The sequence below is a fragment of the Ectothiorhodospira lacustris genome (assembly GCF_022227845.1).
Taxonomy (GTDB): domain Bacteria; phylum Pseudomonadota; class Gammaproteobacteria; order Ectothiorhodospirales; family Ectothiorhodospiraceae; genus Ectothiorhodospira; species Ectothiorhodospira lacustris.
This window is the reverse complement of sequence record NZ_JAJNQN010000018.1, coordinates 64834-79972: the sequence shown is the minus strand read 5'-3', so window position 1 is coordinate 79972 and position 15139 is coordinate 64834. Positions and strand designations below refer to the sequence as shown.

12 protein-coding genes and 1 pseudogene are annotated in these 15139 nt (G+C 62.5%); 3 read left to right on the top strand and 10 right to left on the bottom strand.

The genetic code is table 11. The features are described 5' to 3' along the window. Positions 1–164: 164 nt before the first annotated feature. The 5 genes and pseudogenes from LQ956_RS12850 to LQ956_RS12830 form a co-directional block, all read right to left on the bottom strand. On the bottom strand, positions 165–1727 hold the full coding sequence (locus LQ956_RS12850) for an ATP-binding protein (protein WP_238630380.1): 1563 nt from the start codon (positions 1725–1727) through the stop codon (positions 165–167). A 357-nt stretch (positions 1728–2084) separates the two neighbouring features. Continuing rightward, a pseudogene (locus LQ956_RS12845) lies at positions 2085–2282 on the bottom strand (PD-(D/E)XK nuclease domain-containing protein); the annotation flags it as partial. A 122-nt stretch (positions 2283–2404) separates the two neighbouring features. Then, positions 2405–2674, bottom strand: a complete 270-nt coding sequence (locus tag LQ956_RS12840; RefSeq protein WP_238630123.1) for a type II toxin-antitoxin system RelE/ParE family toxin — start codon at positions 2672–2674, stop codon at positions 2405–2407. Beyond that, complete coding sequence (locus LQ956_RS12835; RefSeq protein WP_238630124.1) at positions 2671–2901, bottom strand: ParD-like family protein; 231 nt, start codon at positions 2899–2901, stop codon at positions 2671–2673. Before LQ956_RS12835 ends, LQ956_RS12840 begins: the two co-directional genes overlap by 4 nt. A 355-nt stretch (positions 2902–3256) precedes the next feature. Beyond that, a complete protein-coding gene (locus LQ956_RS12830) occupies positions 3257–4825 on the bottom strand; it encodes an ATP-binding protein (protein WP_238630379.1) in 1569 nt (522 codons plus the stop codon). A 462-nt stretch (positions 4826–5287) separates the two neighbouring features. Here LQ956_RS12830 and LQ956_RS12825 point away from each other — a divergent pair, with 462 nt between their 5' ends. After that, the gene (locus tag LQ956_RS12825; protein WP_238630378.1) at positions 5288–7330 is read left to right on the top strand and encodes a capsule polysaccharide biogenesis protein; all 2043 of its coding nucleotides are present in this window, start codon (positions 5288–5290) and stop codon (positions 7328–7330) included. Here the strand turns inward: LQ956_RS12825 and LQ956_RS12820 are convergent. The 5 genes from LQ956_RS12820 to LQ956_RS12800 are packed head-to-tail and all read right to left on the bottom strand — an operon-like array spanning position 7318 to position 12143. Then, positions 7318–8403, bottom strand: a complete 1086-nt coding sequence (locus LQ956_RS12820; protein WP_238630127.1) for a KpsE/RkpR family capsule polysaccharide export protein — start codon at positions 8401–8403, stop codon at positions 7318–7320. The two genes, LQ956_RS12825 and LQ956_RS12820, sit on opposite strands and share 13 nt — an antisense overlap. Next, positions 8400–9140, bottom strand: a complete 741-nt coding sequence (locus tag LQ956_RS12815) for an ABC transporter ATP-binding protein (RefSeq protein ID WP_238630128.1) — start codon at positions 9138–9140, stop codon at positions 8400–8402. The genes LQ956_RS12820 and LQ956_RS12815 overlap by 4 nt, the downstream gene beginning before the upstream one ends. Beyond that, positions 9137–9916: an ABC transporter permease gene (locus LQ956_RS12810; RefSeq protein WP_238630129.1), complete on the bottom strand. Its 780-nt coding sequence runs from the start codon at positions 9914–9916 to the stop codon at positions 9137–9139. The genes LQ956_RS12815 and LQ956_RS12810 overlap by 4 nt, the downstream gene beginning before the upstream one ends. Continuing rightward, positions 9916–11700, bottom strand: coding sequence for a polysaccharide biosynthesis/export family protein (locus tag LQ956_RS12805; protein ID WP_238630130.1), 1785 nt, complete (start codon positions 11698–11700; stop codon positions 9916–9918). The genes LQ956_RS12810 and LQ956_RS12805 overlap by 1 nt, the downstream gene beginning before the upstream one ends. Next, positions 11697–12143: an RT0821/Lpp0805 family surface protein gene (locus LQ956_RS12800; RefSeq protein ID WP_238630131.1), complete on the bottom strand. Its 447-nt coding sequence runs from the start codon at positions 12141–12143 to the stop codon at positions 11697–11699. The genes LQ956_RS12805 and LQ956_RS12800 overlap by 4 nt, the downstream gene beginning before the upstream one ends. A gap of 295 nt (positions 12144–12438) precedes the next feature. Here LQ956_RS12800 and ahpC point away from each other — a divergent pair, with 295 nt between their 5' ends. Beyond that, positions 12439–13002 carry an alkyl hydroperoxide reductase subunit C gene (gene ahpC / locus LQ956_RS12795; protein WP_238620905.1) on the top strand — a complete coding sequence of 188 codons (564 nt, stop codon included), beginning with the start codon at positions 12439–12441 and terminating at the stop codon, positions 13000–13002. 89 nt (positions 13003–13091) lie between these two features. Continuing rightward, positions 13092–14648 carry an alkyl hydroperoxide reductase subunit F gene (ahpF, locus tag LQ956_RS12790; protein ID WP_238630132.1) on the top strand — a complete coding sequence of 519 codons (1557 nt, stop codon included), beginning with the start codon at positions 13092–13094 and terminating at the stop codon, positions 14646–14648. The last annotated feature ends 491 nt before the right edge of the window (positions 14649–15139 follow it).

Genomic DNA, 15139 nt, shown 5'->3' with positions numbered 1-15139 from the left:
CGGGCTCCCGGCAAGCCCGGCGGGGGCTTTGGATTCATGCTTTTCGCTGGCAGGTCAGTTCCTACCGGGTGGCCCCTTGGCCCCTTGGCCCCTTGGCCCCTGATGCGGCTGTGGCTCCCGTGGGAGCGGCCCTTGGCCACGAGTGATGCCCGAGATTGTCGCTTTCAGGCCGTTTCCACATCGAATGCCACGATCTGCCGCTTTTCCCGGGAGAACTCCACGCCGATCAGGTGAATGGGTTTGCCGGTGGCCCGGTATTTGTCGGCATAGCCCTTTTGCTTGATCTGATCCAGGGCCTTCCCTTCGGGCAGTTGCTCCACCACCTTGAATTCGAACAGGTAGAGGTGGCCACCGAAGTCGACGGTCATGTCCACCTTGCCGTGGTGGCTGGCGTCTTCCACCGTGACCTGGACCCCTAGGGCGGCGAAGTGGCTGTAGAAGACGCTGGCATAGTGCCCTTCGTATTTCGCGATGGGGTTGTTGCGGTACCAGTCGTGGGGCAGGCCGGCGTAGAGCGCCTTGAGGTGGGTCTCCAGGCCCGTCAGGTCGTGGCGCTGCAAGTGCTTGAACAGGGTGCGGCGTTCGCGTGGGCCGTTCTCGACGCCCAGTGACGGGAGCAGCGCGTGGTTCAGGCTGGTCTCCACCTCGTGGTTGGGAAAGCCCAGGGTGTACTGGCGGTAACCCAGCATGGGCTCCTTGATCTGCTTGATGGTCAGGTAGCCGGTCTGGAAGAGCAGGGCGTCGGTGCTGATGTTGTCAACATCGAACTGGCTGAGTAATTCGTATTCTGTCTCCCACCGGTCTAGCGAAGGGGTGAAGACCCCGCGTTGCTTGAGGACATCGACCAGGAAGGTGGGCGTGGCGCTCTCGAACCAGTAGGGGCCGAACTGACGATTTTGCAAGAGCAGCAGTACATCGAAGGGGTTGTAGACGGAGTTGACCTCCTGCCCGCCCCAGCGGTAGCCGTTGTACCACTGGCGGATGGCCTCGCGGTTCAGACCGGGTAGCTCCGGGGCGAACACGGTGTCGACGTCTTCGTCGGTATACCCGCAGATCGTGGTGTATTCCGGTAGCAGCGTGATGTCGCGCAGGTTGTTGAGCCCCGAAAAGAGGCTGACCTTGCTGAATTTGGACACGCCGGTGATCAGCACCAGATGCAGGTGCGGGTCGGCGTCCTTGAGTACGCTGTAGAGGTTTTTGAGACCTTCGCGCAGTTCGCGGGCACGCTCCGGTTCCAGAATGTTGTCGAGGATGGGTTTGTCGTACTCATCGATGAGTACGACGGCGCGCTGTCCGTAGTGGGCGTGAGTCTGGCGAATCAGTGATGAAAACTCACCGGAGATGATCTCGGCTGGTGGTTGGGGGAGCGCCAGTTGTTCTCGTTGTACTTTCAGCTGGTGCCAAATGTGGGCATCCAGTTCCTCACGGCTTTTGACGACGCCGTCGGCAAAGCTGATGCGGATGACCGGGTGTGTTGTCTGCCAGTCCCATGTGTCGTGGAGGTAGAGTCCTTCGAACAGGGCTTGCTGCCCTTCGAACAGGCAGCGCAGGGTGTCGAGCAGCAGGCTCTTGCCGAAGCGGCGGGGGCGGGAGAGGAAGTAGTAGCCGCCGATCTTCGCCATGGACTCGATCAGGGGGGTCTTGTCGACGTAGTAGTAGTGGCTCTTGCGCAGCTTTTCAAAGGACTGGATGCCGATGGGGAGTGTGAGGCGCTGATGGTTAGCCATGCCTGGCCCTCCAGGGACAAGTATCGTGCCGGTGGCAGTCTATCATGGCCTTGGTGGTGGTCGTTGTTGCCACTGTCATCGTCATCGTCACCGCCATCGCCATCCCGCCATCCCGCCATCCCGCCATCCCGCCATCCCGCCATCCCGCCATCCCGCCATCCCGTCATCCCGTTATCCCGTTATCGGCACTATCATCGTCACTCCCGCGAAAGCGGGAGTCCAGTGCATGGTTTCAGTCTGCCACTGGATTCCCGCTTTCGCGGGAATGACCCTGCTCTTTGCGCAAGCAGAACACGGTAGCCGGGGCCATGGGGGATGCGCAGTTCCGAGATGCCTTCGCCGATCGGTGATTGTTTGTCAGGCCGTTTCCACATCGAAGGCCACGATCTGTCGCTTTTCCCGGGAGAACTCCACGCCGATCAGGTGAATGGGTTTGCTGGTGGCCCGGTATTTGTCGGCATAGCCCTTTTGCTTGATCTGCTCCAGGGCCTTGCCTTCGGGTAGCTGCTCCACCACCTTGAACTCAAACAGGTAGATGTGCCCGGCAAAGTCCACACGCCATGTCGACCTTTGCCATGGTGGCCCAGCTGCTGGCCTACTAGGTGGCACTGGTGAAGGGCACCGATGTGGACAAGCGACGGGATCTCACTAAGAGTGGGGCGGCGATGGCGAGTTGATCAGCGTTTGAGGTTGCGATAAAAGTTCTCGTGGGTGCCGACCAGCAAAAGCAGTCGGGTAGCCGGGTCGTACTCGTAGGCGAGCAGGAATTGCTGACCGACGCATGGGAATTTGTAGACGAACACACCGGCAAGATCGCCCTTCTTGGCCTCGCCCCGCTCAGGCTGGTCGACGATGGTTGCGACTGCAGCGTCGATGGCGGCCTGCTGGTTGCGCTGAAGGCGCTTGTAGGCACGGCTGAAGGCATTGGTTTGGAGGACCGTGATCATTCCCGGGAAAGGCCCTGCGGAATAAAGGGTGTGGCCTGTTCGCGGCCTTCTGCGCGAGCGATGAGCAAGTCGCGTACGAACTCGACCGGCAGGTCGGGATTGTCGAGAGCGGCCTTACCCACCTTGGCCCAGAACTCGATCTGACCGGCGATGGTGCGGCATTCCGCCCGGGCCTGAGCCTTGGCGCTTTCGTACAGTTCGTCTTCGATGCGGACAGGCATGCCCATGATGTTCTCCCGATGGGGTTTGCTACTTTTGTAGTTTGCCTTGCTCCCCTCCCGGTGTCAAAGTCGTTAGAGCGACGAGCCTAACGGTCGGGTGGAGTTGGTTTGCATGCCGTGGTGGTCTACACGCCAAGAAGCAACGCCATCCGTATCATCTCTGCTCGCAAAGTGAAGTGGTTCAAGTCCAGTGCATGGTTCCAGTCTGCCACTGGATTCCCGCTTCCGCGGGAATGACGGTGGGGCGGTGGATCCCTTCTTTTCGCTGGTAGGCCGGCTCCCACAGGTGTCCCCTGATGTGGCAGTGGCCCCCGTGGGAGCGGGCCTTGCCCGCGAATAGCAGTGTCCGAGATTGTCGCTTTCAGGCCGTTTCCACATCGAAGGCCACGATCTGTCGCTTTTCGCGGGAGAACTCCACGCCGATCAGGTGAATGGGCTTGCCGGAGGCCCGGTATTTGTCGGCATAGCCCTTTTGCTTGATCTGCTCCAGCGCCTTGCCTTCGGGTAGCTGCTCCACCACCTTGAATTCGAACAGGTAGAGGTGCCCGGCAAAGTCCACCGCCATGTCCACCTTGCCGCGGTGGCTGGCGTCTTCCACCGTGACCTGGACCCCCAGGGCGGCGAAGTGGCTATAGAAGACGCTGGCGTAGTGGCCTTCATACTGGGCAATGGGGTTGTTGCGATACCAGTCGTGGGGCAGGCCGGCGTAAAGGGCCTTGAGGTGGGTTTCCAGACCCGCCAGGTCGTGCTGCTGCAGGGCGTCCATGAGGCCGAGCTGGTGGGTCTGGGCCTCGCTGTGGCCGATCCCGAGGACGGGAAGCAGCAGGTCATTGAGGCTGCTCTCCACCTCCAGGTTGGGGAATCCCAGCGTGTAGAGCCGATAGCCCAGCATGGGCTCCTGCACGTCCTTGATGGTGATGTAGCCGGTCTGGAAGAGCAGTCCTTCGGTGGTGATGTCGTCGACGTCGAAGCGTCCGAGAAGCTGGGCCTTGGCCTGAAGTCTGTCCAGCTGTGGGGTGAAGATGCCGCGTTTCTTGAGCATATCGATGAGGAAGGTGGGCGTAGCGCTCTCGAACCAGTAGGGGCCGAACTCGCGGTTCTGGAGCAGCAGCAACACGTCGAAGGGGTTGTAGACCGATGTCACCTCGGGACCGCTCCAACGGTAGCCGTTGTACCATGTGCGTATCGCCTCTCGGTCCAGGCCGGGCAGTTCCGGGGCAAAGATCGTGTCGATGTCGTCATCGGTATAGCCGCAGATCGTTGAGTACTCAGGTAGCAGCGTGATATCGCGCAGGTTGTTGAGCCCCGAGAACAGACTGACCTTGCTGAACTTGGAAACACCAGTGAGCAGTACGAAGTGCAAGTGCGGGTCGGCATCCTTGAGCACGCTGTAGAGGTTTTTGAGGCCCTCGCGCAGTTCGCGGGCAGGCTCGGGCTCCAGGATGTTATCGAGGATGGGCTTGTCGTATTCGTCGATGAGTACGACGGCGCGCTGTCCGTAGTGGGCGTGAGTCTGGCGAATCAGTGATGAAAACTCACCGGAGATGATCTCGGCTGGTGGTTGGGGGAGCGCCAGTTTTTCTCGTTGTACTTTCAGCTGGTGCCAAATGTGGGCATCCAGTTCCTCACGGCTTTTGACGACGCCGTCGGCAAAGCTGATGCGGATGACCGGGTGTGTTGTCTGCCAGTCCCATGTGTCATGGAGGTAGAGTCCTTCGAACAGGGCTTGGTGCCCTTCGAACAGGCAGCGCAGGGTGTCGAGCAGCAGGCTTTTGCCGAAGCGTCGGGGGCGGGAGAGGAAGTAGTACTTGTTCTGGTGGACCAGGCGCTCGATGTGGGGGGTCTTGTCGACGTAGTAGTAGCCTCCTTCGCGGATCTCGGAGAAGGTCTGAATGCCGATGGGGAGTCTGAGGCGCTGATCGTTAGCCATGCCTGGCCCTCCAGGAATAAGTATCGTGCCGGCGGCAGTTTATCATGGCCTTGGTGGTGGTCGTTGTCGTCATCTTTTATCTTCATCTTCACTGCCATCGCCATCGCCATTATCATCGTCACTCCCGCGAAAGCGGGAGTCCAGTGCGCGGTTTCAGTCTGCCACTGGATTCCCGCTTTCGCGGGAATGACGGTGGGGGGGGTGGACTCCCGCTTTTGTGGGAATGACGGCGGGGGTTTGGATTCCCGCGTTCGCGGGAATGACGGTGGGGGTTGGACTCCCGCTTTCGCGGGAATGACACCTCGGACGTTATTTCGCGGGGAGGCCCGCTCCCACGGGGCTTCCACGAGGCAGGCTTTTCAGGAAGAAACCCATGGCTGTGGCATCATTGGCCGATCAACCAGGTGATGGTACGGGGGGGGATTTTCGTTGTTTCAGGTTTTCGGTACCTGCTCAAGGACATTGAGCCGCAATACTCTGGTTGCCCGCATGCTCGGCACCCGCCTGGTGCATGTCTCCGCATGGAGAAAACCACCGGCCGAAGTGACCACCCTGGTGGGCTGGGGGCGCAAGGCTCCTGCCCTCAAGACCCTGGCCTTGGCCGAAAAACATGATCTGCCCTTCATCACCCTGGAAGATGGTTTCCTGCGCTCCTTCGGGCTGGGGGTCAACGGTACGCCCGCCCTGTCCGTGGTGGTGGACGATCTGGGGATCTATTTTGATGCCCGACAACCTTCCCGCCTGGAGCAGATACTCCAGCATGAAACGTTCTCAGCGCCGCGCCTGGTGCAAGCCGATCAGGCCCTGGAGCGGCTGCGACGGGGGCGTCTGACCAAGTACAACCAGGGCACCGAGGTGCCTCCCGGCGCTTTCGATCCTGATCGCAAGCGGGTCCTGCTGGTGGATCAGACTGCCGGGGATGCTTCCATCACCTGCGGTCTGGCCACGGAAGAGACCTTTCTTCGCATGCTGGAGGCCGCCTTCGATGAGCATCCCGATGCCCAGGTCTGGATCAAGACCCATCCGGATGTCCTGGCCGGGCGCCGCCAAAGCTGTCTGTCCCATGCCCGGGACCGACGGGATGTCCACTGGATCACTCAGGACTGGCACCCCCATGACCTGCTGGACCATTTTCATCAGGTCTATGTGGTTACCTCCCAAATGGGACTGGATGCCCTGATCGTGGGGCGTCCGGTCACCTGTTTCGGAGTGCCCTTCTACAGTGGTTGGGGTCTGACTGATGACCGCACCCCTTGCGATCGGCGTACCACGCGGCGCACCCTCAGGGAACTCATCGCCGCTGCCTATCTGCGCTACCCCCGCTACCTGGATCCGGAAACCGGCAACCCGGGGGATTTCTTTCAGGTCGCCGACTTCATCGAGCGCCAGCAGCGTGTCCGCAATCAGTGGCCCCGGCGCTTCATCGGTGTGGGGGTTCAGCGCTGGAAGCAGGTCCATTTAAGGCCGCTATTGGCCCAGGCACGGGAGGGGGTGGTGTTCGTGCCGACACCGAAGGCCGCGGCGGCGATGGATCCGCGGCCCGGTGATGCCTTGGTGCATTGGGGGCGGGATGCGCCGGAAGACTTGATGACGCTTGCCGGGGAATGGGGGCTGCGCACCTTTTTTATCGAGGACGGTTTCTATCGCTCGGTGGGATTGGGTTCGGATCTGATTCCGCCACGTTCCCTGGTGTTGGATGAACAGGGACTCTATTTTGATCCCCGGACGCCGTCCGATCTGGAACGGCTGCTCAACACGGCGGTGTTCCAGCCAGACGAACTGGTGCGGGCGCGTACCGTGCGCGATCTGATCGTCCGACAGGGTCTGACCAAATACAACCTGGAAAGCCATGCCCCGGTGCAATGGCCTGCCCAGGGCCGTCCGGTGATCCTGGTACCGGGGCAGGTGGAGGATGATGCCTCCATCCGCCACGGCTGTGCCGGGGTCAATACCAATCTGGGACTGATTCGGGCCGCCCGGGCCGCCTGTCCGGGGGCTTTCATCGTCTTCAAGCCGCACCCGGATGTGAGTTCCGGCAACCGGCGAGGGCACGTGCCTGATGACCAGGCGCTGGCCCATGCGGACTGGATCGAACGGGAGGCCAGCGTGGTGGCCTGTATCGAGGCGGCGGATGCCGTACATACCATGACTTCCATGGCCGGCTTCGAGGCCCTGTTGCGGGAAAAACCGGTGGTGGTCCATGGTCGTCCCTTCTATGCCGGATGGGGGCTGACACAGGATGCCCTGCCCATGCCCGGGCGCACCCGCCGGTTGACGCTGGATGCGCTGGTGGCCGGGGCTTTATTGCGTTATCCGCTGTACTGGGACGGGTCGGTGCGGGGCTTCGTTGCCTGCGAGGCGGTGTTGCAGGGGCTGGTGGCAGAGCGCGATGCCCTGCAGGCGCAGGGCAGGCTGGTGCATTTGCGGCGGGGCTGGGTCCGACGGCAGGTTCGCAAGGTCAGGGGCCTGGTGGCGGGCCTGCTCCCGGATCGTCAATCCCGGTGATCGCGGATGATGGCGGCCAGCATGTGGATGATCAGGGCGCCGAGGATGGCCAGGATGCTGAAAACGGTGATGTTGTATACCCGCCGTGGCTCCATGGCGTATTGGGGGTAGGTGGCCTCCTGCAGCACCGAAACCTGCTTGAGGGTGCGGGCGGCTTCGACCCGGGTGTTTTCCAGGGAGGCCAGGGCGTTGGCATAGAGTTCCCGGGCAAACTCCACCTGCAGCAGCAGGGTTTCATACTCGGCGGCCAGACGATTGAGGGCGTCACCGCTCTGGGCCGCCATGCGGGTGCGTTCGATGTCGATCTGGTTGCGAATGGCATGGATCTCGCTGCGCAGACGGACCATTTCCGGCGAGGTGGGGCTCTGGGATTCACTCAGGGCCATCTGGCGGGTGCTGAGCTTGGCCAGTTCCGCCTCCAGGGAGGCCACCACGGCGGTGAGGCTTTCCACCGTGCCGGTGGGGGAGATAAGACCGTGCCGGTTCTGGAAGGTCAGCAGGTTTTCCCGGGCCTGTTCCAGTCGCCTCTGCAGGTCTGCGACCTGAATTTCGATGAAGCGGACCTGTTCGGTGGCCAGGCGCTGGCCCATGGCGTTCATGTGGGCCTCGCCTTCGCGCATGAGCTTGATGACCATGGCCTGGGCCAGGTCCGGATCATAGGCGCTGGCCTTGATGCGCATGATCTGGGCGTATTCGTCCATCTCCACCTTCACCCGGCGCAGGTAGTGGCGGTGGAATTTTTCCAGGTGGCCGTCGGTGTCGTTGAGACGGGAGAGACGATCAATGCGGCGGTCGCTGTAATGCCCCTTGAGATCAAAGGCCTCGTCCAGCTTGCGGGCCATGTCCACGGACAGCAGGTGATCCCGCAGCAGCAGCATGTCGGCCATGTTGCCGCCACCGGTCATCAGTGATGCAAAGCTCAGGGTTGGCGGCGCGATCTGCGGGGTCTGCAGCACCACGTTGGCCTGGGAGACGTAACGATCCGTGGAAAGCAGGGACCAGTAGGTGGCGGCGCCGATGATCAGGAGCAGGCAGACGGGCCAGTAGAAGTGTCGAAGGAATATGGTTTTCATGATGATTGTGCGGATGCGGGTTTCGATGCAGGGGGCCTGGGGGCAGCGCTCGGGGCCGGTTTTGCGCTTTTGTCCTTGGTAACGATGCTCTCGTGATAGGCCTTGATGGCTGCGTCGACGCTATCGAACCAGTGGGCATGGCCTTCGTGCAGGAAGATGCCCGCTTGGCACAGATCCTTAAGGATGCCCTCGCTGTGGGACACCATGATCAGGCCGGCCTGTCCTACCTTGTCCTTGAAGGCCTTGGTGGCCTTTTCGCGGAACAGTTTGTCCCCGACGGCGGTGGCCTCGTCGGAGAGGTAGACATCGAAGTTGAACGCCAGGGAGAGACCGAAGGCCAGGCGGCTGCGCATGCCGCTGGAATAGGTCTTGACGGGTTCATCAAAAGCCCTGCCGATCTCGGCAAAGTCTTCGACAAAGCGGATGACGTCCGCGATGGACCGTTCACTGCTGTGGATGCGGGCAACAAACTTGCAGTTCTGGCGTCCGGTCATGGCGCCCTGGAACCCCCCCGCCAGTCCGATGGGCCAGGAAACCCGGCAGCGGCGGATGATCTCTCCCCGGTCCGGGGTGTCCATGCCGCCGATGAGTCGGAGGAGGGTGGACTTGCCGGCGCCGTTGCGACCCACCAGGCCCACGCTCACGCCCTTGGGGATCTTCAGGTCGAGGTCCCGCAATACCCAGTCGCTGCCATGGTGATTGTGATAGCGCTTGTAGACGTGGTTGATGTGGATCATTGGGCCTTGAGTCGCTGGGAAAAGCGCAGATGCATGGCCAGTCCGAGCGCGGTGCTGCCGATGATCCAGTACCACAGGTACAGCAGATCCACGCCGGGCATGGTCTTGTAATGCTGGAAGAAGGCCAGGCGCAGTGCTTCCAATCCATGGACGATCGGGTTGTAAAGCAGTATCTCCTGAACATGATGCGGCAGGGTCTGCAGGGGAATGATGACTCCGGAAAGGATCAGTAGCGGCAACATCATGACGCGAACGATGATGCCGATCTCGCTGACCAGGGTGGCGGCCACCGACATGACCAGACCGATGCCCATGCCCAGTAACCACAGCAGGCACCACACATAGATCACCCCCAGGGGATCGACGGGAATGACGGGATGACCCAGCAGGCCGGCACCGATCAGCAGGATGAGGAAGATCAGCGTCTTGAGGATGCCTTCCACTACGTTGCGGACCAGGACCGGGTCCACCGGCAGTACCTGACGATAGGCAAACAGCCCCCGGTTGGCCTCCACGGCTCCCAGCGAACGGGTGACCCCCTCCCTGAACAGAAAGAAGGCGGTCAGGCCGACGATCAGCCAGGTGACGAAGTCGGCTCCGAAGATGTACTGAACCCGGCCTATCAGGCTGCGGATCCAGACCATGACCACCACGAAGGCCAGCGGCTCCGCCAACATCCAGAACCACGCAAACCGGTCCCCGGATGTGCGCGCCACCGCTTCCCGCAGAAACAGTGCTCGCCAGACGCTCCATGTGACCTGCCAGGGTGTACGCATCAAAGATCCAGCACGACCTTGGTGGCGATGGCGATCTGGTAGAGGATCTGGGTGAGGGTGGCGGCCAGCTGCAGGTTCTTGGTGGGCACTTCCGGCAGCACCAGAATCTCGTCACCGGGGCGCAGGGCTACCTGGTCGGCGGCGCGCACCTCGCCGTTCTGACGCACCACCAGGATGTGCTTGCGATCCGCGTGCTGACTGAAGCCGCCGGCCCGGTCGATGTAGTCACGCAGGCTCTGGCCCGGGACGTAGATCATGGCCTGGGGGATCAGCACCTCGCCGCTGATCAGCAGGGCGTCGGAACGCTCCGGAATGGTGATGATGTCGCCGTCCTGCAGGCGGATATTGGCGATGCGGTCCTCGCTGGCCACCACCATGCGGCCGGTGGGCTGCACCTGTCGCGCCCGGGCGACGAAGCCCTGGATCAGTTCCGCCTCGCGGGCGCGGATGGTGGCCTCTTCGGGCGTGGCGGACGAGGCCCCCAGGTAGGTGGTCTCCAGGCGCCGCAGGCTGTCTTCCAGGGATTGACGCTGACGTTCGGCCACCGACAGGCGGCGGATGGAGACGGCGGTGACGTCGGTCAGGCGCGGGTCGACGGCGATGCTGTCCAGCAATTCCCGGAGTCGGGCATCCTTGGGTACGGCAAAGCGGGAGGGCCCCATGTAGCTGCCTTCCACCTGAACCACGATGGTGTCCGGCCGCTCATCGGCGGAGAACAGGATCTCGTCACCGTTGTTGAGCGGGGTGCGGCGGAATTCCTCCAGGCTCAGATAGGCGGAGAAGGGGCCTTGGGCACGCACGCCGCGCACCAGGACATGGGAGGCATCCGGCGTGTGCTGGGCCAGATCGAGCACGCCCTGGCCGGTGAGGGTGTCCGGCTCCAGTTCGAAGCGATAGGGGCGGGCCACGTCACCGGCCACGGTGACCACCGGGCCGCGGCGTTCCACCACCAGGGTGTCGCCGTCCTTGAATTGGGGCCGGGGAATGCTGCCGGTGAGCAGGAAATCGTACAGGTCGGCCTGGGCGATGGTCTCGCCGTCGCGGATCAGGCGCACCCGGCGGTAGCTGCCGGTGTCCTGGTCGATGCCGGCGGCCTGATCCAGAAAGTAAAGCAGGGAGTCATGGGGGCTGCCGGCGTACCGACCCGGGTTGGCCACGTGGCCGGTGACGAACAGGGCCACGGGCTGGGTGCCCTGGAGGTTGGTGTAGACCTCCACGTTGTCGGTGAACACGGACTTGACGGCGCTCCTGACGCGGCCATCCAGCTGGCCGTGGGGCAGACCCTGGACCTGCACTGGACCCACATGGGGGATGAAGATGTTGCCCTGGGCGTCCACGGGCAGGACGCGGTCGATCTCTACCGCGCCCCAGGCCCGCAGGGTGATCTGATCGCCGGGGAGGATGCGATAGTCGGGGCTCAGGCCCGCGGCGCGGGTGCCGCGAAAGCCGCCCTTGAACAGGTGGGCGCCGAAGGGGGCGATGTCGGTGTCACGGCCGAGGGCGCCGGGCACGGGGCCGTAGGTGCCGGTGCGCCAGTCCACCGGAGAGGTGGGTTCCAGGGTGTCCGGGATGGGGGCGGCTTGCTGGATGCGGGGGATGTCTCCCATGCCGCTGAAGCTTTGTGCCGTGGCGGTCCAGGGCAATGCCCAGAGCAGTGGAATCAGCAGGGCGGCCGCAAGGAATGCACCTGTGGGGGCGGTTCCGGAGGCAAAGGTCTTGCGGACGATGCCCCCGGAGGGGCAGCCGGCTTTGGGCCGGCTTTCGGCTGGTGCGGACATGCTCATGGTGCGACCTCCCCGACCGGGCCTGGTTGTGTCGACGGACTGGGGGATGCAGGACGCGCTTGCCCCATGTGGGTGAGCACACGGACCTTTTCCCAGCCATCTTCACTCTTGCGGCAGACCAGGGCCTGCCGCTGTCCGTGATCGCCATGCACACTGAGGCTGCGGCAGGTGCGTCCGCTGGCGGCGAAGTAGGCGGCATCGGCGTGGATGAGGACGTCCCCTCCCCAGGGACTATTCGCCAGGGAGATGCTGCTGCCGGACGGGGCCTCGCTCAGGAAGCTGTTGAGGCTGCTCGGCAGACCCGTCGGGGTGTCCGGGCCGTTGACGGACAGCCAGGCACCTTCGGTGGGTACGGTCGGCAGGGTGTTGCAGGCCGTGAGGGTGGCCATACAGAGAAAGAGGGCCAGGGGGGTGGATCTGGCCTTGTGCAAGGTGTAACCCATGGTGTGCTTGCTTGAGTCCGGTTGCCCTGGGGTGGGTTGGGCGGCTCGGGAGAGCCGCCGGGTTGGGCGGCAGTGTAACCTGTCGGGGCAGGGATTTGAATGTAGGGTTTGTGGGCAGCAGGGCGGTCTTGGAGGGAGCGGTCCTCGGCCGCGAACGGGGCGGGCAACCCTCTCATAATAGGTAACAGCTTTTGGGACGATTGAAATCTTCAATTGCATCTATCCGATGAGCTGGGTATTATTGCATCACAGCATTTGGAATGCGTCTAAATCACAACCATTGGAGAAGCCTTTCATGTCCCTGATCAATACCCAAGTCAAGTCCTTCAAGGCCACCGCCTTCCACGATGGCGAGTTCGTCGAGGTGAACGACGAGAGCATCAAGGGCAAGTGGTCGGTGTTCTTCTTCTATCCGGCCGACTTCACCTTCGTGTGCCCCACCGAACTGGGCGACCTGGCCGACAACTATGCCGAGTTCCAGAAGCTGGGCGTGGAGATCTACAGCGTGTCCACCGACACCCACTTCACCCACAAGGCCTGGCACGACAGTTCCGAAACCATCAACAAGCTACAGTTCCCGATGATTGCGGACCCGACCCTGACCATTTCCCGCAACTTCGAAGTGCTGATCGAAGAGGCCGGTCTGGCCGAGCGCGGCACCTTCGTGGTGGATCCCCAGGGCGTGATCCAGATCGTCGAGATCAATGCCGGCAACATCGGTCGTAACGCCGAGGAGCTGCTGCGCAAGGTGAAGGCGGCCCAGTACGTGGCGGCTCACCCCAACGAAGTATGCCCCGCCAAGTGGAAGGAAGGGGAAAAGACCCTGGCCCCGTCCCTGGATCTGGTCGGCAAGATCTGAGCCGGGCCGCTCACGCCCATTGAATTGCCCAAATCTCCTATTCCTTGCCCGGGCCGAGTCCCGGGCATTTTTTTATGAGGTCATTCGGCATGCTGGACGCCAATCTGCAAAATCAGTTGAAGGCCTATCTGGAAAAGGTCACCCAGCCTTTCCAGATCGTGGCCACCCTGGATGAAGGCCCCAAGTCCAATGAGCTTTTGGAGATGCTGCAGGAGATCAGCGCCCTGAGCGACAAGATCTCTCTGCGCACCGACGGTCGGGACGGTCGCCGTCCCTCCTTTGCCCTGGTGCGCCCCGGCGAGAGCGGGCGGGTGGCCTTCGCCGGTTTGCCCATGGGCCATGAGTTCACCTCTTTGGTGCTGGCCCTGCTGCAGGTGGGGGGGCATCCGCCCAAGGCCGCTCCCGAGGTGATCGAGCAGATTCGGTCTCTGGAGGGAGAGTTCCTGTTCGAAACCTATTACTCCCTGTCGTGCCAGAACTGCCCCGACGTGGTGCAGGCCCTGAGCTTGATGGCGGTGCTCAACCCGAACGTGCGTCACGTGGCCATTGACGGTGCCCTGTTCCAGGATGAGGTGGAAGCGCGGGAAGTGATGTCCGTACCCAGCATCTTCCTCAACGGCCTGCCCTTTGATCAGGGCCGCATGAGCCTGGAGCAGATCCTGGGCAGGATCGACAAAGGTGCGGCCGAACGGGAAGCGAAGAAGCTCAATGAAAAGGCCGCCTTCGACGTGCTGGTGGTGGGCGGCGGTCCCGCCGGCGCCGCGGCAGCCATCTATGCGGCCCGCAAGGGGATCCGTACCGGGGTGGCGGCGGAGCGTTTCGGGGGGCAGGTGCTCGATACGATGGCCATCGAGAACTTCATCTCGGTGCCCCATACGGAAGGCCCCAAGCTGGCAGCGGCCCTGGAAAACCACGTCAAGGAATATGAGGTGGACATCATGAACCTGCAGCGGGCTGCGAAGCTGGTGCCCGCCCAGGGTGAGGCCGGGCTGCACGAGGTGCATTTCGCCTCCGGCGCGGTGCTGCGCAGCAAGACGGTGATCCTGGCCACTGGTGCCCGCTGGCGGGAGATGAACGTGCCCGGTGAGCAAAAGTATCGGACCCGTGGCGTGGCCTATTGCCCCCATTGCGACGGTCCCTTGTACAAGGGCAAGCGGGTGGCGGTGATCGGTGGCGGCAACTCCGGTGTGGAGGCGGCCATCGACTTGGCGGGCGTGGTGGCCCACGTCACGTTGATCGAGTTCATGACCGAGCTGCGGGCCGATGCGGTGCTGCAGAAGAAGCTGCGTAGCCTGCCCAACGTGGACATCATCACCCATGCCCAGACCATGGAAGTGAACGGGGACGGCAGCAAAGTGACCGGCCTGACCTACAAGGACCGGGACACGGATGAGCTCAAGCGCCTGGATCTGGAGGGGATCTTCGTGCAGATCGGTCTGGTCCCCAACTCCGAATGGCTCAAGGAGTCGCCGGTGGCGTTGTCCGCGCGTGGTGAGATCGTGGTGGATGCCCACGGTATGACTTCGGTGCCCGGGGTGTTTGCGGCCGGGGATGTGACCACGGTGCCCTACAAGCAGATCGTGATTGCGGTGGGCGAGGGCGCCAAGGCGGCGCTGGGGGCGTTTGATCACCTGATCCGGAATTGATCACTCCGGATCAGGTCATTCCCGCGCAGGCGGGAATCCAGTCCTGCGGAGGGCTCTCTGGGCTCCCGCTTTCGCGGGAGTGACGAATTTCATCAATCACGTCATTCCGGCGGTAGTGACGAATTTCACCAATCACGTCATTCCCGCGCAGGCGGGAATCCAGCCCTGCGGAGGGCTCTCTGGGCTCCCGCTTTCGCGGGAGTGACGAATTTCATCAATCACGTCATTCCCGCGGAAGTGACGAATTTCACCCATCACGTCATTCCCGCGCAGGCGGGAATCCAGTCCTGCGGAGGGCTCTCTGGGCTCCCGCTTTCGCGGGAGTGACGAATTTCATCAATCACGTCATTCCGGCGGGAGTGACGAATTTCACCCATCACGTCATTCCCGCGCAGGCGGGAATCCAGTCCTGCGGAGGGCTCTCTGGGTTCCCGCCTTCGCGGGAGTGACGGTGTCAAAATTTTGGTGATGAAAGGGGATTTCTCAACATT

Bases quoted from the DNA above. Each gene is read 5' to 3' on its own strand.
- LQ956_RS12805 (WP_238630130.1), bottom strand. From the start codon at position 11,700: ATGAGCATGTCCGCACCAGCCGAAAGCCGGCCCAAAGCCGGCTGCCCC.
- LQ956_RS12850 (WP_238630380.1), bottom strand. From the start codon at position 1,727: ATGGCTAACCATCAGCGCCTCACACTCCCCATCGGCATCCAGTCCTTT.
- LQ956_RS12800 (WP_238630131.1), bottom strand. From the start codon at position 12,143: ATGGGTTACACCTTGCACAAGGCCAGATCCACCCCCCTGGCCCTCTTT.
- LQ956_RS12835 (WP_238630124.1), bottom strand. From the start codon at position 2,901: ATGGGCATGCCTGTCCGCATCGAAGACGAACTGTACGAAAGCGCCAAG.
- LQ956_RS12810 (WP_238630129.1), bottom strand. From the start codon at position 9,916: ATGCGTACACCCTGGCAGGTCACATGGAGCGTCTGGCGAGCACTGTTT.
- ahpC (WP_238620905.1), top strand. From the start codon at position 12,439: ATGTCCCTGATCAATACCCAAGTCAAGTCCTTCAAGGCCACCGCCTTC.
- ahpF (WP_238630132.1), top strand. From the start codon at position 13,092: ATGCTGGACGCCAATCTGCAAAATCAGTTGAAGGCCTATCTGGAAAAG.
- LQ956_RS12840 (WP_238630123.1), bottom strand. From the start codon at position 2,674: ATGATCACGGTCCTCCAAACCAATGCCTTCAGCCGTGCCTACAAGCGC.
- LQ956_RS12815 (WP_238630128.1), bottom strand. From the start codon at position 9,140: ATGATCCACATCAACCACGTCTACAAGCGCTATCACAATCACCATGGC.
- LQ956_RS12830 (WP_238630379.1), bottom strand. From the start codon at position 4,825: ATGGCTAACGATCAGCGCCTCAGACTCCCCATCGGCATTCAGACCTTC.
- LQ956_RS12820 (WP_238630127.1), bottom strand. From the start codon at position 8,403: ATGAAAACCATATTCCTTCGACACTTCTACTGGCCCGTCTGCCTGCTC.